The organism is Palleronia aestuarii, assembly GCF_003253995.1.
Classification (GTDB): Bacteria; Pseudomonadota; Alphaproteobacteria; order Rhodobacterales; family Rhodobacteraceae; genus Palleronia; species Palleronia aestuarii.
Map to the genome: position 1 here is coordinate 115,296 of NZ_QKZL01000008.1, position 19,309 is coordinate 134,604.

The 19,309-nt window shown below is 67.6% G+C and carries 19 protein-coding genes; 9 read left to right on the forward strand and 10 right to left on the reverse strand.

Features of this window, described 5'->3' with window-relative positions:
* Positions 1-46 precede the first annotated feature (46 nt).
* A complete protein-coding gene (gene cobS / locus LX81_RS11380) occupies positions 47-787 on the forward strand; it encodes an adenosylcobinamide-GDP ribazoletransferase (protein WP_111537442.1) in 741 nt (246 codons plus the stop codon).
* 66 nt (positions 788-853) lie between these two features.
* On the opposite strand, the gene LX81_RS11385 is transcribed toward cobS, so the two are convergent.
* The 6 genes from LX81_RS11385 to LX81_RS11410 all read right to left on the reverse strand — a co-directional run bounded on the left by LX81_RS11385 (position 854) and on the right by LX81_RS11410 (position 6,783).
* Entirely contained in the window at positions 854-1,369 is a 516-nt protein-coding gene (locus tag LX81_RS11385; RefSeq protein WP_111537443.1) for a CarD family transcriptional regulator, read from the reverse strand.
* A gap of 233 nt (positions 1,370-1,602) precedes the next feature.
* Positions 1,603-1,938, reverse strand: a complete 336-nt coding sequence (gene fdxA, locus LX81_RS11390; RefSeq protein WP_111537444.1) for a ferredoxin FdxA — start codon at positions 1,936-1,938, stop codon at positions 1,603-1,605.
* 85 nt (positions 1,939-2,023) lie between these two features.
* Entirely contained in the window at positions 2,024-2,407 is a 384-nt protein-coding gene (locus LX81_RS11395) for an RNA-binding S4 domain-containing protein (protein WP_234822582.1), read from the reverse strand.
* The gene (locus tag LX81_RS11400) at positions 2,404-5,304 is read right to left on the reverse strand and encodes a helicase-related protein (RefSeq protein ID WP_234822583.1); all 2,901 of its coding nucleotides are present in this window, start codon (positions 5,302-5,304) and stop codon (positions 2,404-2,406) included. The genes LX81_RS11395 and LX81_RS11400 overlap by 4 nt, the downstream gene beginning before the upstream one ends.
* 73 nt (positions 5,305-5,377) lie before the next feature.
* On the reverse strand, positions 5,378-6,109 hold the full coding sequence (locus tag LX81_RS11405) for a hypothetical protein (RefSeq protein WP_111537445.1): 732 nt from the start codon (positions 6,107-6,109) through the stop codon (positions 5,378-5,380).
* Positions 6,110-6,237: 128 nt separating this feature from the next.
* A complete protein-coding gene (locus LX81_RS11410) occupies positions 6,238-6,783 on the reverse strand; it encodes a tetratricopeptide repeat protein (protein ID WP_234822584.1) in 546 nt (181 codons plus the stop codon).
* Between the two features lie 85 nt (positions 6,784-6,868).
* On the opposite strand from LX81_RS11410, the gene LX81_RS11415 reads away from it, so the two are divergent.
* Together LX81_RS11415 and LX81_RS11420 are read left to right on the forward strand one after the other, a co-directional pair.
* Entirely contained in the window at positions 6,869-7,156 is a 288-nt protein-coding gene (locus tag LX81_RS11415; protein WP_111537447.1) for an SCP2 sterol-binding domain-containing protein, read from the forward strand.
* Between the two features lie 3 nt (positions 7,157-7,159).
* Positions 7,160-8,104 carry an alpha/beta fold hydrolase gene (locus LX81_RS11420; protein ID WP_111537448.1) on the forward strand — a complete coding sequence of 315 codons (945 nt, stop codon included), beginning with the start codon at positions 7,160-7,162 and terminating at the stop codon, positions 8,102-8,104.
* On the opposite strand, the gene LX81_RS11425 is transcribed toward LX81_RS11420, so the two are convergent.
* The 4 genes from LX81_RS11425 to LX81_RS11440 form a co-directional block, all read right to left on the reverse strand.
* Positions 8,101-8,817: a proteasome-type protease gene (locus LX81_RS11425; RefSeq protein WP_111537449.1), complete on the reverse strand. Its 717-nt coding sequence runs from the start codon at positions 8,815-8,817 to the stop codon at positions 8,101-8,103. The two genes, LX81_RS11420 and LX81_RS11425, sit on opposite strands and share 4 nt — an antisense overlap.
* Before the next feature lie 84 nt (positions 8,818-8,901).
* A complete protein-coding gene (locus LX81_RS11430) occupies positions 8,902-9,726 on the reverse strand; it encodes a transglutaminase family protein (RefSeq protein ID WP_111537450.1) in 825 nt (274 codons plus the stop codon).
* Entirely contained in the window at positions 9,723-10,676 is a 954-nt protein-coding gene (locus LX81_RS11435; protein WP_111537451.1) for an alpha-E domain-containing protein, read from the reverse strand. The genes LX81_RS11430 and LX81_RS11435 overlap by 4 nt, the downstream gene beginning before the upstream one ends.
* 100 nt (positions 10,677-10,776) lie before the next feature.
* Entirely contained in the window at positions 10,777-12,192 is a 1,416-nt protein-coding gene (locus tag LX81_RS11440) for a circularly permuted type 2 ATP-grasp protein (RefSeq protein WP_373280281.1), read from the reverse strand.
* Between the two features lie 176 nt (positions 12,193-12,368).
* Here LX81_RS11440 and LX81_RS11445 point away from each other — a divergent pair, with 176 nt between their 5' ends.
* From LX81_RS11445 to LX81_RS11470, 6 genes are all read left to right on the forward strand, one after another.
* On the forward strand, positions 12,369-12,797 hold the full coding sequence (locus LX81_RS11445; protein WP_111537453.1) for a BLUF domain-containing protein: 429 nt from the start codon (positions 12,369-12,371) through the stop codon (positions 12,795-12,797).
* A gap of 37 nt (positions 12,798-12,834) precedes the next feature.
* Positions 12,835-13,866 carry a ligase-associated DNA damage response exonuclease gene (locus LX81_RS11450; protein ID WP_111537454.1) on the forward strand — a complete coding sequence of 344 codons (1,032 nt, stop codon included), beginning with the start codon at positions 12,835-12,837 and terminating at the stop codon, positions 13,864-13,866.
* Positions 13,863-14,663: a polyphosphate kinase 2 gene (gene ppk2, locus LX81_RS11455; protein ID WP_111537455.1), complete on the forward strand. Its 801-nt coding sequence runs from the start codon at positions 13,863-13,865 to the stop codon at positions 14,661-14,663. Before LX81_RS11450 ends, ppk2 begins: the two co-directional genes overlap by 4 nt.
* A gap of 211 nt (positions 14,664-14,874) precedes the next feature.
* Positions 14,875-16,470, forward strand: coding sequence for an ATP-dependent DNA ligase (locus tag LX81_RS11460; RefSeq protein WP_111537486.1), 1,596 nt, complete (start codon positions 14,875-14,877; stop codon positions 16,468-16,470).
* Positions 16,463-17,398 carry an amidohydrolase family protein gene (locus LX81_RS11465; RefSeq protein WP_111537456.1) on the forward strand — a complete coding sequence of 312 codons (936 nt, stop codon included), beginning with the start codon at positions 16,463-16,465 and terminating at the stop codon, positions 17,396-17,398. Before LX81_RS11460 ends, LX81_RS11465 begins: the two co-directional genes overlap by 8 nt.
* 74 nt (positions 17,399-17,472) lie before the next feature.
* Positions 17,473-19,293 (forward strand): M3 family oligoendopeptidase, encoded by a 1,821-nt coding sequence (locus tag LX81_RS11470; RefSeq protein ID WP_111537457.1) that lies wholly within the window; start codon positions 17,473-17,475, stop codon positions 19,291-19,293.
* The last annotated feature ends 16 nt before the right edge of the window (positions 19,294-19,309 follow it).

Consider the following 19,309-nt stretch of genomic DNA (forward strand, 5'->3'; position numbering starts at 1 on the left):
TTCATGACGGCTTGCGGCGTCGGGCGAAACCCCGAGAATGGGGCCCATGCCCCGCCTTGCCGCCGACATCCCCGCCGCCCTCTCGCTCCTGACGCGCCTGCCCATGCGGCACGCCGATTTCGGCCGCGGGGCCGCCGCCGCCTGGGCCTGGCCCGTCGCCGGGCTGGTCCTGGGCGGCCTCGGCGCCGTCGCGATCGCCATCGCGGCCGCATCCGGTCTTCCCGCGGCCGCGTCGGCGGGGATCGGCCTCGCCGTCGTCACGTTCCTGAGCGGTGCGATGCACGAGGATGGCCTTGCCGATACCGCGGACGGGCTCTGGGGAGGGTGGACGCGGGAACGGCGGCTGGAGATCATGCGCGACAGCCGCATTGGCAGCTACGGCGTGCTCGCCCTCGTCTTCGTCACGGGATTGCGCTGGGTCGCGCTCACGGCCCTCGTCACCGCCGGGGTCGGCGGTCCGGCGCTGATCGCGGCCGCCACGCTTTCGCGCGCGACGATGGCGCCCATTGCCCGACTGCCGCAGGCCCGCACGGACGGGCTCTCGGCCGGAACGGGGCGCCCGACGCCTAGTGCCTGCCTCGCGGGCCTCGTCCTGGCGCTCTGCACGGCGATCCTGCTCTTCGGACCGCCTGGCCTCGTACCCGCCCTCGCCGCCGTCACCGCAGCCATGGCTCTCGGCTTTCTCGCCCATGTGAAGATCGGCGGCCAGACAGGCGACATCCTCGGTGCGACGCAGCAGATGGCGGAGGTCGCGGCCTTCCTCGCCCTCGCTGCGATGCTCGGCTGAGACGGCAACGAGAAAAGGCCGCGCCCGGATGGACGCGGCCCTCATCACTACCGGCGGTCGGAGGTCTCAGGCGGCGGCCTGGCGCCCCATCAGTACGGAATCGATCTGCTTCTGCGCCGCGACCTCGTCGTCTCCCGACACGGCCGCGATCTCCCGAGTCAGACGCTCGAGCGCCGCCTCGTAGAGCTGGCGCTCCGAATAGCTCTGCTCGCGCTGATCGTCGGTCCGGTGCAGGTCACGCACGACTTCGGCGATGGCGATGAGATCGCCCGAGTTGATCTTCTGCTCGTATTCCTGCGCCCGGCGCGACCACATCGCCTTCTTGACCTTGGCCTTGCCCTTCAGGGTCGTCATCGCCTTCGTCACGATGTCGGGCGAGCTCAGCGCACGCATCCCGACTTCGCTTGCCTTGTGGGTGGGCACGCGGAGGGTCATCTTGTCCTTCTCGAACGAGATGACGAAAAGTTCGAGCTCGAGCCCCGCGATTTCCTGCTTCTCGATGTTGACGATCTGCCCGACCCCATGGGCGGGATAGACGACATAATCGTTCGCGCGGAATTCGGGCTTCTTCGTCTTGCTCATCAGGAACGCTTCCTTTGCGGTCTCACGGGTGGCCGGGCCGACCTGTCACGCGACCCTCCGCCTCGCATGCCTCGTACCCGGGATGCCGACGAATAACGCAACCTCTACGGGTGCTCGCCTACATCTTGTTCAATCTGGGAATATATAACACAAATTCGACGCCGAAGGAAGCAGGCGCCGAAAATAATGCTGCACCGCCGCGCGGGCGAAATGAACGATCCGGGCCGGCTGCCTCAGCCGCCTTCGCCGGCCGCTTCGGAGAAGAGCTCCATCTTGCCCTCCTTGCCGTCCATCTCTTCCGCATTTGGAAGAGGGTCCTTCTTTGTCACGATGACCGGCCAGAGCTCCGAATACTTCCGGTTGAACTCCACCCATTTCTCCGCCTCCGGCTCCGTGTCCGGAAGGATCGCCTCCGCCGGGCATTCCGGTTCGCAGACGCCGCAATCGATGCATTCGTCGGGATGGATCACGAGCATGTTCTCGCCCTCGTAGAAACAATCCACGGGGCAAACCTCGACGCAATCGGTGTATTTGCAGGCGATGCAATTGTCGTTGACGATGTAGGTCATGGGAAGCGTCCGGTCTGTTACGCCGCTGACCTAGACCAGCCGCGTGCATCATTCAAGCGACCGCGACACGCGGTCCCGGCCCCCCTTACTCGACGTCCGGTCCGCGTGGGGGAAGCGCGCGGCGGTCCTTCTTCGTCGGCCGTCCGCCACCGTCGAAACGCGGCGCGGGCGGCGCCGCGGGCGGGGGCGGCGGAGACCTGTCGGCGTAGAGCGCCTGCGCCTCCGGTGCGGGGCCGCGACGGGTGCCGGTCTCGACGATCTCGACGATGCGGATCGCCCGGCCCTGGGCAAAGGTGAGGACGTCGCCCGCCCGGACGGAGGCCGAGATCTTGGTCGTCCGGGTCCCGTTGACGCGGACACCCCCCGCCTCGATCACCTTGGCCGCGAGCGAGCGCGTCTTGAAGAAGCGCGCGAAGAACAACCACTTGTCGAGGCGGATCCGATCCGCGGGCACCGCCTCTGCGGTCAAGACTTGTTCCGAAGTCCCATCAGCGCCGCGGCGAACGGATTGTCGGGATCGATGGCCTTTTCACGCCGCTGCGGCTTGGCCTGTTGCTCGCGGCGCGGTGCGGCGGGTTTCGCTGCCTCCTTGCGCTTCGCCTGCTTGCCGCCCGGCCGCTGGCCCTGGCCGCGCGGACGCGACCGTTGGTTCTCCCGGCGATTCCCGCGCCAGGTGAAGGTATAGAAGACCTCCATCTCGGGCGCGGCCTCGGGACCCGCCGTCATCGAGGGCACGTCGCCGGGAACGGGATCGGTGTCGGGCGCTTCCGTGGGGGGCGCGGGCGGTCCCTCGTCGGGGGCCTCGCCCGGCCGCTCATCGGGCGTCGAGGGCGGCGTTTCCGTGGGTACGTCGGCCGGCACGTCGGCGGGGCCCGGCCCCGGTACCTCCTCGGGGCCGCCCGGCATCGGCGGCTCGGGCATGTCGGGCCCGGGCGCGGGTCCGCCCGGCGTGCCGGGGGTCGCGGGATCGGGCACGTCCGCGGCGCGCACCTTCGGCCGCTCGCCCTTCTCCGCGCGGTAGCCCAGCCCCGTCATCAGCCCCGCGAAAAGCTCGAGCGACAATCCCGTGATCGAAAGCATGTCGGGCTTCGCCTCGAATCCCCCGCGCGTATCCTGGCCTCTCACCATGTCCGCCAACCTCTCCAACATGTCGATCCGGATCGCCCGGTCACCGGCCGGACGATAGCCCGACATGAGGTAAGTGCCCTCGGGCAGGCCCCGTTCCACGGGGATCGTCACGAGACCGGGAGGCGGGCTCTCGGGAAAGGTGTCGAACCCCTTCTCGAGCGACCAGAGAACGAGGCGCAGCCGCGTCGGCGCGGGCTTCAGAAGCAAGGGCAGGAAGATCGTGAACTGCCCGAACCGCACGCCGTGCTTTCGCAGCGCACCGCGCGCCTCCTGGTCGAGCTCCTTGACCTCGCCGGCCACGCGGTCGCGCTCGATCAGGCCCATCGCCTCGACGAGACGGAAAGCGAAGCCGCGCGCGAGGCCGCTCAGCGATTCGTCCCCGCGGAGCGCCAGAATCGGCTCGAACGCCGCCGCGATCTTGCGGTCGATGAAGTGCTGCAGCCTCCGGCGCACCTTCTCGGCCACGTCGGGGCCCGCTTCCTCGTCGACGAAGGCCACCACGCCGGGCTTCAGCGGATCGTCGCCCTTCGTGAGCCGACCCACCGCCTGCGCGCCCCACATGAGGCCGCCCTGCTCGGTGAAATCCATCTCCGTGTCCGGCGCGTTGTAGAAGCGGTCGGCCCGCAGATGGAATTGCGGCGCGAGCGCGGCGGTCGCCGCCTGTCGCAGGGTCTTGGCCTCGTCGGGACTGGAGGATTGATCCTGACGGAAACGGAATCCCTCGATCCGCCCGACGAATTGCCCCTCGACGCTGACATCGCCCTTGTCGTTCACCTCGGCCAAAAGGCTCTCCTTCTGCTTCAGCCTGCGCATCAGGACGCTGGTGCGCCGATCCACGAATCTCTGGGTCAGCGCTCCGTGAAGCGCGTCCGACAACCGGTCTTCTACAGCCCGGGTCGCCCCGCGCCAATGCTTTTCGTCGTCGACCCAGCCCTTGCGCTGCGCCACGTAGGTCCATGTGCGAATATAGGCCAACCGCTTCGACAGCGCGTCGATATCGCCGTCGGTCCGGTCGATGCGCTTGACCTGGCGGGCCAGCCAATCGTCAGGGACGCGTCCCCACTCCTTCAGGAAGCCGAAGATCCGCTCGAGCATGTTCGCGTGCTCGCCCGCGCTGATGCCCCGGAAATCGGGGATTCGGCACACATCCCAGAGGAGCTTCACCGCGGGTGCCGAGGTGCAGGCATGGCGGATTTCCGGGATCGCCGCGAGCGTCTTCAGCGCCGCGAGATCGTCGGCCTCCCGCGCGCGCATCAGCCGCTCGTGATCGGAGCGCGCCTCGAGCGAGGCCACGAGCGCGTCGGGCGTGCCGAATTGAAGCGCGGCGTTGCGCCATTGCAGCGTTTTGAGGGGCGTGAAGCGATGCGACGTGATCGCCTCGACCACGCCGTCGTCGAGCGGCGGCGCCTCCCCCGTCACCCCGAACGTCCCGTCGGACATGTAGCGCCCGGCCCGGCCCGCGATCTGCGCAAGCTCGTTCGGGGCGAGGTGCCGCATCCGCCGCCCGTCGAACTTCGTGAGCGACGAGAACGCCACGTGGTCGATATCGAGGTTGAGCCCCATCCCGATCGCGTCGGTGGCGACGAGGTAATCGACGTCGCCGTTCTGATACATCTCCACCTGCGCGTTGCGCGTGCGGGGCGAGAGCGCCCCCATGACCACGGCCGCGCCGCCCTTCTGGCGGCGGATGAGTTCCGCGATGGCATAGACGTTGTCGACGGAGAAGCCGACGATGGCCGATCGGGGCCGCATCCGCGAGATCTTCCGGCTGCCCGCATAGATCAGCGTCGAGAATCGCTCCCGGCGCAGGAAATGCGCCCCCGGCACCAGCGCCGCGATCGCGCCCCGCATCGTTTCCGCCCCGAGAAGCAGCGTCTCGTGCGTGCCCCGCGCGCGCAGCAGCCGGTCGGTGAAGACGTGTCCGCGTTCGGGATCGGCGCAAAGCTGGATCTCGTCCACGGCAAGGAAGTCGGTGCCCATTCCCTCCGGCATCGCCTCCACGGTGCAGACCCAGTACTGCGTCCGCTCCGGCACGATCCGTTCCTCGCCGGTGACGAGTGCCACGACCGAGGGGCCCCTGATCGCCACGATCCGGTCATAGACCTCGCGCGCGAGAAGGCGCAGCGGCAGGCCGATCACCCCCGTCCGGTATCCCAGCATCCGCTCGATCGCGTAATGCGTCTTGCCGGTATTGGTGGGCCCGAGAACCGCGGTGATCCGGCCGGTATCGCTGGACAATGATCCGTCCTGAAAGTTCGTGGCCCCTCCTAGATGGCGGGGCCGGACGCCGAGGGCAACCCCCGGGGTTGTATCAGAGCCCCGGGATCAGCTCGAGGAGGCCGCGCCGCTCGAAGGTCGCACCGCGCGCGGCGCCGAAGCGGTAGGAGGCCGTGACGCCGAAAAAGGCGTCGTTCGCCTCGAACCCGTCGTAATCGGTCTCGGACGTCCCGAGTTCGGCGGCGATGCGCACGGTGTCGGTCACGTCGTAATCGGCCGTCAGGGCGATCTGGGAAACCGACAGATCGTCGCCCCCGATATGGTCGAAGCCCGCGCCGAGGCTGAATTGCGGCGTGACGGCATAGGCCCCCTTGAGGCCGAAGACCGCGTCGCCATCCGCGTCGCCATCGACGAGCGCGAGGTAGAGTTCCGTGTCGATCGCACCGAGCGCGCTGCCCGCCTCGATCCCGAAAAGGTCGTTATCCGCCGAATCGAGTGATTCGGTGACGAGGAAGACGCCGATCGACGAGGTCGGATTGGCATGGAAGATCGCATGGAGGCCGAGCGACGTGCCGGTTTCTCCGATGAACTGGAAATCGTGGAAACCGAGATCGCCCTGCAGGCTGAACTCGCGGTTGATGCCGATCTCCGCGCTGCCCGCGAGGCTCCGCCTCGACAGGGTCTCGTCGTCGCCGAATGAGACCTCCTGTTCCTCGGCGTAGCGCGAATAGGTCAGCGAGACCTCGCCGCCGGTGACCTGCTGCGCGGCCGCCGAGACGGACGACAGGACGAGCGCGGCCACGGCCGCGGTATGGATGACGTTCATGGCAACTGCTCCTCGGCGCCGGACCTCCCCTCTTCCGGGGGAGCAGGGCCGAGTCTAGGCGATACGCGGCCCCGCCGGAACGGAAATCGGCCGGCCTGCGCGGGGTGATGCCGAAACGCCGCGGCCCCTCAGAGCGTGCTGCCCTCCACCTCCGCCTCGAGCGTGGGGAGGATCGCGGCGGCCTGCGGACTGTCGGGGTAGAGCTCCAGCACCTTCCGCCAGACCTCGAGCGCCTGTCCGGGCCGCTCGATCTGGCCCAGGATCACGGCGAGACCCGTCATCGCGCCGAAATGTCGCGGGTTCAGATCCAGCGTGTGGCGGATGTCGTCGATCGCCAGCCCGTACTCCCCGTCCGCGAAGAACGCCGTCGCACGCGCGTTGTAGCCTTCGGCGAAGTCGGGCGCATGATCGACGAGCGCACCGAAATGCTCGATCGCCCGGTCGGTATCGCCCGCCTCGAGCGCGTCGCGCCCCCTTTGGAGCAGCATATCCATGGCGGGCGAGCCCGATTTCGACCATTCGGCCACGATCTTCTCGACGATCCGGTCCGCGTCGGCGCCTTCCGCCGTGCCGAGCGCGGTGAAGAGATCGTCCATGCCCCGCGCATCCTGGGCGATGGCGGGCGCCGCGAGGATCAGTGTCGCAGCTGCCACGAGAGGTTTGAGTATCGCCACGTTCACCTCCATATACGAACCCGACCTTAACGCGTTCGGTGCAGGATGCATCCCGCCGGATGTCACAAATCGAGGAGACGACCATATGAGCGCAGTGATCGACGAGGCCGTGAAGGAGCTCAACGCCAAGTTGGGCCCGAGCGGGTTCGACGGGTCGGCCAAGTTCGTGATCGACGGCGAGGGCGCGATCGTGATGGACGAGGCCGGCGCCCGGCCCGCCGATACGGAAACGGACGTGACGCTCACCGCGAACGCGGACACGTTCAAGGAGATCCTCGACGGGGAGCTGAACCCCACCGCCGCCTTCATGACCGGTCGCCTCAAGGTCGACGGGGACATGGGCCAGGCGATGAAACTCGCGACCATCCTTTAAATCTTGGAAGCCGCCCCGCTCTTCGAGGATGTCGCGGGCGGTCCGCCCGACGGCGTCGCGCATTGGTGTCGCGCGCCCGACGGGCTGCGGCTCAGGATCGCCCACTGGCGGCCCGAGACCGCGCGCGGCACGATCCTCCTCTTCCCCGGCCGTACCGAATACGTGGAGAAGTACGGGCCCGCCGCCGATATCCTCGCGCGCGCGGGCCTCGCCACGATCGCCATCGACTGGCGCGGACAGGGCCTGTCGGACCGGCTGCTGGATGACCGTCTCGGCGGGCACGTGATGGCCTTCAGCGATTACCAGATGGACGTGGACGCGCTTCTCGCGGCCGCGTCCGAGCTTGACCTGCCGCGACCCTATTTTCTCCTCGGCCATTCGATGGGCGGCGCGATCGGGCTGCGCGCGCTCCACGCAGGGCTCGATGTCGCGGCCTGCGCCTTCTCCTCGCCGATGTGGGGTATCTCGCTCTCGGCCACGCTACGCCCGCTCGCCTGGACGCTGAGCTGGTCAGCGCGGCGCATTGGGCTCGGCCACCGCTACGCGCCCGGCACGTCGCGCGGCTCCTATCCCAACACCGTGCCGTTCGCGGAGAACCTGCTGACCGACGATCCCGATCAGCTGGCCTGGCTCGCGCGCCAGACGGAACTGCATCCCGACCTCGCGCTCGGTGGCCCGTCGCTGCGCTGGCTGCACGAGGCGCTGTCGGAGACGCGGGCGCTCGACCGCATCCCCTCGCCGGACCTTCCCTGCCTCACCTTCTTCGGCACCGACGAGAAGATCGTCGATCTCGACCGGATCGAGCGGCGCATGGCGCGCTGGACGGGGGGCGAGTTGCTGCGGATCGAGGGCGGGCGGCACGAGACGCTCTTCGAGACGCCCGACAGGCGCCGCCGCGCCTTCGACGCGCTGACCGCGCATTTCGAGGCCTACCTACCCGCGGTCTAGATCTCGATCTCGACGAAGGCGTCGCGGAGCGCCTTCGACCAGGCAACGCTCATCGCCTGGAAGACCTCGTCCTCGGCCTCGATCCGCCGCTGGCGCGAGACGCGCTGCGTGCCCGCCTCGATCACCGCGAGATCGAGCGGCATCCCCACGCTGAGATTGGAGCGCAGCGTCGAATCCATCGACAGGAGCGCGGCCTTCTGCCCGTCGCCGAGGCTCGTCTCGGGCGTCACCACCCGGTCGAGGATCGGCTTGCCGTACTTGTGCTCGCCGATCTGCAGGAACGGGGTATCGCGCGTGGCCTCGATGTAATTGCCTTCGGGATAGACGAGGAACATCCGCGCCGCGCCGCCCTGCCGTTGCCCCGCGACGATCATCGAGGCCCGCGCGCTCGCGGCCTTGTCGCCGAGCTTGCCCGAGATCGAGCGCGTCACCTCCGCGAGCACCGTGCCGACCATCTCCGCGACCTGCAGCATCGTCGGCGCGGACATGATCGATTCGCTGTCGGGATGCTCGATATCCTCCTCGAGCCGCGCGATCGTGGTCTGCGTGGAGCTGAGCGAGCCTGCGGTGAGGATCGCGATCACCCGTTCCCCCGGCTCCTCGAAGAGGAACATCTTGCGGTAGGTCGAGATGTTGTCGATCCCGGCATTGGTGCGCGTGTCGGAGAGCAGAACCATCCCGGCATCGAGCAGAAGTCCCACGCAATAGGTCATTGGATCTCCATCTCCGTCCCGCGGCCGACGCTAGGGAGGCGCCGACCGGGGCGCAAGGGCAGACCAACTTGCCGTCGCGGAGCCCTATTGCTGCTGGCCCGCGCCCTCGATCACGCTCACATCGACCGACAGCGTCTCCTCGCCCGCGCCCCGGGCAAGGCCCCGGATCGGCGCCGCGCCGATCGAGTCGAGCCCCGACCCGATCCGCACGTAGCGTTCGTCGGGGCAGCAGGCATTGGCCGCGTCGAACCCGACCCAGCCCAGGCCCTCGACCCAGAGCTCGGCCCAGGCATGGCTGGCCTGGTGTGCCTGGCCGTCCGACGAGGAATGGAGGTAGCCCACGACGTAGCGTCCCGGCATGTCGGCCGCCCGCGCGATGGCGATGAGCGCATGGGCCTGGTCTTGGCAGACGCCGCGACCCTGCTCGAGCGCCTGCGCGGCGGTCGTATCGCTTTCCGTGGAGCCGGGCGTGTAGGGGATCGCCCGTCCGACCGCGCGGGCGAGCGCATGGGCCCGGTCGAGCGGATCGGAAAGCTCTCCGACGGCCTCCGCCGACAGCGCCCGCAGCCCCTCGTTCAGCCGCGTCATCGGCGACGGGCGGAGATAGGCGATGGGCGGCACCTTCTCGCGAAGCCCCTTCACGAACCCGGTCAGGTCGACGGTCTCGACCTCGCCCTCGACCGCGATGGTGACGTCGCTGACATGGCGCATCGCCACCGTCTCCACCCAGTCGCCGGCGCCGTCGCGGAAGGCCGCGCCGCGCTCGGCCGGATGACCCTCGACATCGACGCTCCAGCGCCGGACGGTCTGCCCCTCGAAATCGGTGGGCCAGAGCCTGAGGCTCTGGACGAGCCGCGCCATCGGCTGGTCGAACCGGTATCGCGTGCGGTGCGTGACCGTCAGTCTCATCGCGATTCTCCGCTGAGATAGGTGGCGTGGACGGCAAGACCCAGATCGGAGACCTCGCCGATGACGCTGCGCAGGAACTGGTGCAGACCGATGTCGAAGATCTCCTCCGTACCGATCCGGTCGAGCCGGGCGACGAGCGCGCGGGCCTTCGTCTGCGCCTCCGTCTCGCGGCCATAGGCACGGGCGAGACGCTCGATGTGATGGAGCGCGCCGTCCGCCGAGGAGACGAGCGAGCGCGGGGCCTGCCGGTTCAGCACCAGGAAATCGACGATCTTCGACGCGGTGACGTCGCCGCCATAGACCCAGTTGAAGGCCCGGCTCGCATTCATCGCCCTAAGGATCGTGCGCCACTGGTAATTGTCGAGCCCCGAGCCGACGAAGCCCACATCGGGCAGCAGCACGAAGTACTTGACGTCGAGCAGGCGCGCCGTGCTGTCGGCGCGTTCGAGGAAATGGCCGATATTGGTGAAATCGTAGCCGTCGTTGCGGAGCTGCGTAGCGAGCCCCGCGCCGCGTATGAGCGCCGTGGTCTTGAGCGTCCACTCGATCAGGTCGGTCGTCGAGAGGCTCGAGCGTTCCTGCCGCGCGATGTCGCCCACTTCCGCGAAGGCAGAGTTGAGCGCTTCCCAGACCTGCGTGGTGAGCGCCGTGCGGACGATCCGCCCGTTCTCCCGCGCGGCCGAGAGGCAGGAAGCGACCGAGGAGGGATTGTCGCGGTCGAAGAAGAGATGCGTCTCGACGTTGCGCTCGACGGCGTCGCCGTACTTGGCGTCGAAGGCGCTCTTCGTGCCCGAGGCCAGCAGCACCGATTCCCATTCGTTGCGGTTGCCGCCCGACGTGTCGGGCAGGAGCGCGTTGCGCGCGCCCACCTCGAGCAGCCGTGCATTCGTCTCCGCCCGCTCGATGTAGCGCGCGGTCCAGTAGAGGTTCTCCGCCGTCCGGCTCAGCATCGCTCGCCTCCTGTCGTCCCGCACACCGCCGCGACCGCGCCACTTTGCCCCGCGAGGTCCCGGGTCGAGCCCGGGACGGCGTTCATCCCGATTTCGCCCCTCATTGCGCCATCACCCACGTATCCTTCACGCCGCCCCCTTGGGAGGAATTGACCACGAGCGAGCCCTCCTTGAGCGCCACCCGCGTGAGCCCGCCCGGCACGAGGTTCACGTCCCGTCCGACGAGGCAGTAGGGCCTGAGATCCACGTGCCGCGGCGCCACCCCCTCCTCCACGAAGGTCGGGCAGGTCGAGAGCGCGAGCGTCGGCTGCGCGATGTAGTTCTCGGGCGCCTCGCGGATCTTCGCGGCGAAGAGTTCGACCTCGCCCTTGGTCGCGCGCGGACCCACCAGCATCCCGTAGCCGCCCGAGCCATGCACCTCCTTGACGACCAGCTCCGCGAGGTTCTCGAGCACGTACTTGCACTCGTCGGGCTTGGCGCATTGCCAGGTCGGCACGTTCTCGAGGATCGGCTCCTCGCCCAGATAGAACCGCACCATGTCCGGCACGTAGGTGTAGATCGCCTTGTCGTCGGCCACGCCCGCGCCCGGCGCCGAGGCGATCGAGACACCGCCCGAGCGGTAGACGTTCATCAGCCCCGCGATCCCCAGCATCGAATCGGGGCGGAAGCAGATCGGGTCGATGAACGGGTCGTCGAGCCGGCGGTAGATCACGTCCACCCGCTTCGGCCCCTCGGTCGTCTTCATCCAGACGAAATCGCCCTCGACGAAGAGATCCTGACCCTCCACGAGCTCCACCCCCATCATGTCGGCGAGGAAGGAATGCTCGTAATAGGCCGAATTGAAATGCCCCGGCGTCAGGATCACCACGCGCGGCTCCCCCTCGCATTTCTTGGGCGCGACGGAGCCGAGCGTGCGCTTCAGAAGCCCCGGATAGGTCTCCACCGGCGCGATGCGGTTCTCGCGGAAGAGCTGCGGGAACATCCGCATCATGATCTCGCGGTTCTCGAGCATGTAGGAGACGCCCGACGGCGTGCGGCAATTGTCCTCGAGCACGTAGAACTGGTCGGGCCCCGTCCGCACAAGGTCGATGCCGACGATGTGGGAGAAGACGCCGCCCGGCGGCGTGAAGCCGCAGACCGCGACCTCATAGGCGTCGTTCTGATAGACCAGATGGGCGGGGATCCGTCCCGCGCGCACGATCTCGCCGCGATTGTAGACGTCGGCGAGGAACGCGTTGAGTGCCATCGCGCGCTGCTTGATCCCGCGCTCGAGCCGGGCCCATTCCTGCGCGGCGAAGACCCGCGGAAACATGTCGAACGGGATGAGCCGGTCGGGAGAGCCGCCCTCGCCGTAGACCGCGAAGGTGATGCCGATGCGGCGGAAGAGCTGCTCGGCCTCGTGCTGCTTCATTCCCCTCAGGTCGACCGGCATGTCGCGGGCCCAGGCCTCGAGGCCCTGATAGGGCGGACGAACGCCGCCTCCCTCGAACATCTCGTTGAAATATGTCTCGGACATCGTCGCGGGCATCCCCTTCCTGGCTTGGCGCACCCTATCCCGCGGGAGATCCGCTCTGCAACCGCAGCAGGGGAGAAGTCTGGCACGGAAGTGGCGAGGGCCGCGCCGCGCGGAGGCGTTAACCGGACGGGAACGCCAATCTGGCATCGTTGGACAGTTCCATCCGGGAGGCCCTCATGCCGAGACAGATCCTCTATACCAGCCGGGCGATGTCGAACCGCTTCGATCGCGACATCCCCGAGATCCTGCGCTGCTCGCGCCGCAACAATCCCGAGCTCGGCCTGACCGGGATCCTCGTCTTCACCGGATCGACCTTCATCCAGATCCTCGAGGGATCGCCGGAGCATATCGATCCCGTGCTAGACATCATCTCGGGCGATACGCGCCATGCCGATATCCGCGTCCTCCTCGACCGGATGGTGGAGAAACGGGCCTGCGGCGACTGGACGATGGGCTTCGGCCTCATCGACAGGCATCCGGGCGGCCGCATCGGCTTTCTCGAGCGCATGGCGCATCTTTCGCGCGACGGCTCACCCGCCGCTCTCGACGAACTCGTCGCGATGATGGCCGCCCTCGGATCGGAACGCGTCCGCGAATACGCCTGATCTGGCCGCGGCGCCCTGCCGCGCTAGGATCGGCCTCATGGCCGAGCCGCTGCTGACCTTCACGGATCGGGGCATCCACTGCCCGGAGGGCGATTTCCACATCGACCCGTGGCGCCCCGTGGACCGCGCGCTCATCACCCATGGCCATGCCGATCACGCCCGTGACGGCATGGCGCGCTATCTCGCGACCGAGGCCGCGGCCCCCGTCATGCGCCACCGCCTGGGCGACATCGCGCTCGAGACGATCCGCTACGGAGAGCGCCGCCGGATCGGCGGGGTCGACGTGTCCTTCCACCCCGCGGGCCACGTGCCGGGCTCGGCGCAGATCCGTATTGAGCGGGGCGGCGAGGTCTGGGTCGTCTCCGGCGATTACAAGGTAGCGCCCGACGGTTTTTCCGAGCCTTTCGAGCCGGTTGCCTGCCACGCTTTCATCACCGAATCGACCTTCGGACTGCCGGTCTTCAAGTGGCGCGCGCAGGCGGAGGTGACGGCGGAGATCGACGCCTGGTGGCGGGCGAACAGCCAAGCGGGACGCACCACGATCCTCGGCGCCTACGCGCTCGGCAAGGCGCAGCGCATTCTCGCCAACGTGGACGCCTCCATCGGTCCGATCCTGACCCACGGCGCGGTGGAAAACACCAACGAGGTTCTCCGCGCGCAGGGTCTGAACCTGCCCGACACGATCCGCGTGACGCCGGAGATGAACCCCAAGGATCATCCGGGCGCTCTCGTCCTCGCCACGCCGTCGGCGCTCGGCACCCCTTGGGCGCGGCGATTCGGGGCCGCCTCGACGGGCTTTGCCAGCGGCTGGATGGCGCTCAGGGGCGTGCGGCGGCGGCGCGCGGCCGACCGGGGATTCGTCATGTCCGATCACGCCGATTGGGACGGGCTCAACGCCGCGATCGCCGAGACCGGCGCGGAGCGCGTCTTCGTCACCCACGGCTACACGCAGATCTTCCGCCGCTGGCTCGAGAGCCAGGGCTACGACGCCGCCATTGTCGAGACCGCCTGGGAAGGCGAAAGTCTCGATACCGCCGACGACGCGGAACAGCAGGGAGAGACGTCATGACAAAGAAAAAGAAGATCTCCGACGCGGCCTACGAAGCGGCACTCGCACGGCTTCAGACGGAGCTCGTGACGATGCAGGAATGGGTGCGCATCAAGGGCCACCGGATGGTCGTGATATTCGAGGGCCGCGACGCCGCGGGCAAGGGCGGCACGATCAAGCGCATCACGGAGCCGATGAACCCGCGCATCTGTTCCGTCGTGGCCCTGCCCGCGCCGACGGAGCGGGAGAAGACGCAATGGTACTTCCAGCGCTACGTCGCGCATCTTCCGGCGGCAGGCGAGATCGTGATCCTCGACCGCTCCTGGTACAATCGCGCGGGCGTGGAGCGGGTGATGGGGTTCTGCACCGACGCCGAATACGAGGAATTCCTGCGCGCCGCGCCGCTCTTCGAGGAGATGCTGATCAAGTCCGGCATCCAGCTCGTGAAATACTGGTTCTCCGTCTCCGATACCGAGCAGGAGAAGCGCTTCCAGAAACGCCTCGCCAATCCCGTGACCCGCTGGAAGCTCTCGCCCATGGATCTCGAGAGCCGCGCACGCTGGAACGAATATTCGCGCGCCAAGGATGCCATGTTCGCCCGCACGGACAGCGCCATCGCGCCCTGGTACGTGGTGGAGAGCGACGTAAAGAAGCACGCGCGCCTCGACTGCATCGCGCATCTTCTCTCGCTCGTGCCTTACGAGGATCTCACGCCGCCGCCGCTCGTCCTCGGTCCGCGTCCCGCGCCCGAAGCCCACGAGCGTCCGCCGATCGAGCGCCAGACCTTCGTGCCGCCCTACCACGAGACCGTCGCATGAGACGTGTCGGGGCGTTGCGCGAATTGCGGCGCGGCGCGCGCAGCCTGATGCAGGACGTGCATACACCTGCTGCACGTTCGGTGTACGATGTCGCGACGATGTCGGGACGTCCCGTGTACGGCCCGTGTACGATGTCGCGACGGGTGCGGGACGCGTCGTGTACGACTGCTGCACGGCCCGTGTACGCCCCGTGTACGCCCGGTGTACGCAGGTGAAGCGGTTCGCCGCCCTCTTCACCCGGCTCGACCAGACCACGAAGACCAATCCCAAGGTCGATGCGCTCGCGGAATATTTCACCGAAGCCCCCGAGGACGACCGCGTCTGGACCATCGCGCTTCTCTCCGGCCGCCGTCCGAAACGCACGATCACCACCGGCCTCCTGCGCGAATGGGCGGCGGAGCGCGCCGCTATCCCCTTGTGGCTCTTCGAGGAATCCTATCCCATCGTCGGCGACCTCGCGGAAACGATCGCCCTCATCCTGCCCGACCCGGAGGCGGAATCCGATCATTCGCTGAGCCACTGGATCGCCGAGGTGAAGACCCTCGCCACCCTCGACGAACCCGCCCGAAAGGCCCGCATTCTGTCGGCCTGGAACCAGCTCGACCGCACGGAACGCTTCGTTTTCAACAAGTTGATCACCGGCGGCTTCCGGATGGGCGTCTCCCAGAAACTCATGACCCGCGCCCTCTCCCGCGCAACCGGGATCGATGAGCCGGACCTCGCCCACCGCCTCATGGGAGACTGGACCCCGGAAAAGGTCAGCTTCCAGAGCCTCATCGTCGCCCACGACCCGACGACCGACCTCTCCCGCCCCTACCCGTTTTACTTGGCTTATCAACTGGATGACGGCCCATCCTCACTCGACGCGCCGCCCTTCGACTGGGCCGCGGAACGCAAGTGGGACGGCATCCGGGGCCAGCTCGTCCTGCGCGGTGGGGAGCATTTCCTCTGGTCACGGGGCGAAGACCTGATGACCGACCGCTTCCCCGAACTCGCGCAACTCCGCGACCACGTCCCCCCCGGCACCGTCATGGACGGCGAGGTCTTGGCCTGGGCCGATGATTTCCCCATGCCCTTCAACGCCTTGCAAAAACGCCTGGGCCGGAAGACCGTCCCGAAGAAGCTGCTGACGGAGGCGCCCGTCATCCTCTACGCCTACGACCTCCTCGAATGGCAGGGCGAAGACATCCGCGCCCGCCCCTTCGCCGAGCGCCGCAAGCTTCTGGAAAGTCTGGCCAATACCGTCCCGCCCGAAATGCCCCTGCGCCTCTCTCCCCTACTCGATTTTGCCGACTGGGACGCGCTCGCCGCGATCCGCGAGGACAGCCGGGAGTACGCCTCCGAAGGCATCATGCTGAAACGGAAGGATTCCCCCTACCGCGACGGCCGCAAGCGCGGCGATTGGTGGAAGTGGAAGGTCGATCCACTGACCATCGACGCGGTGATGATCTATGCGCAGCAGGGCCACGGCCGCCGCGCCAACCTCTTCACCGATTTCACCTTCGCGGTGCGCGACGGCGACGCCCTCGTTCCCTTCACGAAGGCCTATAGTGGGCTGACGGACAAGGAATTTCGCCAGATCACCGCCTGGGTCCGAAAGAACACGCTCGAACGCTACGGCCCGGTCCGGCAGGTCCGGCCGGAACATGTCTTCGAGATCGCGTTTGAGGGGATACAGGAAAGCCCCCGGCACAAGTCCGGCGTCGCCCTGCGGTTTCCGCGCATGGCCCGCTGGCGTCACGACAAACCGCCCGGCGAGGCCAATACGCTCGACGACCTCAAGGAGATGCTGTCCGCCTATGGATGACGACAAGGACCTGCCCGACGCCACACCGGATCGCGACTACGACACGCTGTCCGAACTCCCCGATGGCCAGGCGCCCGCCGAGAGGCCCAAGGTGCCGTCCACCCTGCCGCCGCCCGGCAGTTGCGACACGCACCTGCACGTGCTCGGCGGCCGTCACGATTTCGCCCTCTCCGACGACCGGACGGAGAACCCGTTCGTGGAACACGGTTTCGACGGCTGGATCGACCTTCTCCGGACCCATCTCGACACGTTGGGGATCGACCGCTGCGTCGTCGTGCAATCGACGTTCTACGGCATGGACAACGCCATCACCGTCGCCGCGCTCGAACGGCTCGGAAAGGAGGCGCGTGGCATCGCCCTCGTCCCGGACGATGCCGGTGACGACGTGCTCGACCGGCTCGCCCGGAGCCGGATCAAGGGCGTCAGGCTCAACCTCGTCGATGTCGGCGGACTTTCATGGGAGGGGGCACAGCGCCTCGCCCCGCGCCTCGCCAACCGCGACATGCATCTCCAGATTCAGCTCCGCGCGTCGAACGATCTCGACGCGATCTCCGACGGTCTGGTCAATCTGCCGGTTCCCGTGGTGATCGACCATTGCGGCCTGCCCGACATAGCCGCCGGTATCGATGCGGCCGGGTTCGACACGCTCCGCCGGCTGGTGGGTGAGGGCGCCGCATACGTGAAGCTCTCGGGCCTTTTCCGCTTTTCCGGCGGCGACTGGGACGAGGCCGATCCGTTCGTGGCCGCCCTCGCCGAGGCCAATCCGGAGCGCTCCCTCTGGGCGTCGGACTGGCCGCACGTGCGGCTGGGCGGTGCGGCAATGCCCGATGCCGGTCGCCTGCTCGACGCCTTCTTCCGCGCGGTCACCGATGCGGGGACGCGGCAGCGCATCCTTGTCGACAATCCCGCTTCGCTCTACGGCTTCTGAGCGCCGCCCTTGGCGCTTCCCGCTTGCCTGCCTATCTCGACCGTACGTTACCGGATCAACGGAAGGACCGCCCCATGACCGCGATGCCCCGCCCCGTCTTCGACGCCAATCCCCCGGCCGGAGGAAAGGACCTGGGCGCCTTGCCGGAATGGGACCTGAGCGATCTCTACACCGGCCGCGACGCGCCGGAACTCGCCGCCGACATGGATTGGCTGAAGAGGGCCTGTCAGGATTTCGAGAAAGATTACAAGGGCAAGCTGGGCGATCTCGATGCGAGGGGGATGCTCGACTGCATTCACCGCTACGAGGCCATCAACGCCAAGGCAGGGCGTATCATGTCCTTCGCGGGCTTGAGCTATTACCAGCAGACGACCGACAGCGACCGCGTGGCGTTCCTGTCCGACTGCGAAGACAAGATCACCACGTTCACCACGGCGCTCGTCTTCTTCTCGCTGGAGATCAATCGCCTCGAGGAAAGCCATCTCCAGGGGCTCCTCGACGCCGACGCGGATCTGGCCCGTTACACCCCCATCTTCGAGCGGATGCGCGCGATGCGTCCCTATCAGCTCAGCGACGAAATGGAGCAGTTCTTGCACGACCAGTCGGTGGTGGGCGACACGGCCTGGAACAAGCTCTTCGACGAAACCATCGCGGGGCTCGAATTCGAGGTACAGGGCGAGGTGATGGGGATCGAGCCCACGCTGAACTTCCTTACCGACCCCGACCGCGACAAGCGCGAAGCGGCGGCACGGGAGCTCGGACGGGTCTTCTCCGCCAATCTCCGTACCTTCGCCCGCGTCCACAACACGCTCGCGAAATCGAAGGAGGTCGAGGATCGCTGGCGGAAGATGCCGACGCCCCAGACCGGGCGGCACCTTGCCAACCACGTCGAGCCCGAGGTGGTCGAGGCGCTTCGGAATGCCGTGGTCGGAGCCTATCCGCGGCTCTCGCATCGCTACTATGAGCTGAAGCGCAAGTGGCTGGGCCTCGACCGGATGCAGGTCTGGGACCGCAACGCTCCGCTGCCGATGGAGGATCCCGCGCTCGTGGACTGGGACCGGGCGAAGGCCACGGTGCTTGACGCCTATGCGGACTTCTCTCCCGATCTGGCCGAGCTCGCGCGTCCCTTCTTCGGCTCGGGCTGGATCGATGCGGCCGTGAGGCCCGGCAAGTCTCCCGGCGCCTTCGCGCATCCGACGGTCACGGACGTCCATCCCTACGTGATGCTGAATTACCTCGGCAAACCGCGCGATGTGATGACGCTTGCCCACGAGCTCGGCCACGGCGTGCACCAGCGCCTCGCGGCAGATCAGGGCGAACTGCTCTCCTCCACGCCGCTCACGCTCGCCGAGACGGCCAGCGTCTTCGGGGAGATGCTCACCTTCCGCAAGCTTCTCGCGCAGGCCAGCGATCCCGCGCAGCGCAAGGTCCTCCTCGCCGGCAAGGTGGAGGACATGATCAACACCGTCGTGCGGCAGATCGCCTTCTACGATTTCGAGTGCAAGCTCCACGCCGCGCGCAAGGACGGCGAGATGACGCCCGACGCGATCAACGCGCTCTGGATGTCGGTGCAGGGCGAGAGCCTCGGGCCCGCGTTCGACTTCATGGACGATTATCAGGTCTACTGGGCCTATATCCCGCATTTCGTCCACTCGCCCTTCTACGTCTACGCCTATGCGTTTGGCGACGGGCTGGTGAATGCGCTTTACGCGGCCTACGAGGACGGGACACCGGACTTTCAGGCGAAGTATTTCGAGATGCTGCGGGCGGGCGGCTCGAAGCACCATTCGGAGCTTCTGAAGCCGTTCGGCCTCGACGCGTCCGACCCGGCGTTCTGGGACAAGGGGTTGTCGATGATCGAGGGGATGATCGACGAACTCGAGACGATGGAATAGCGCCCGCCACGGCCCC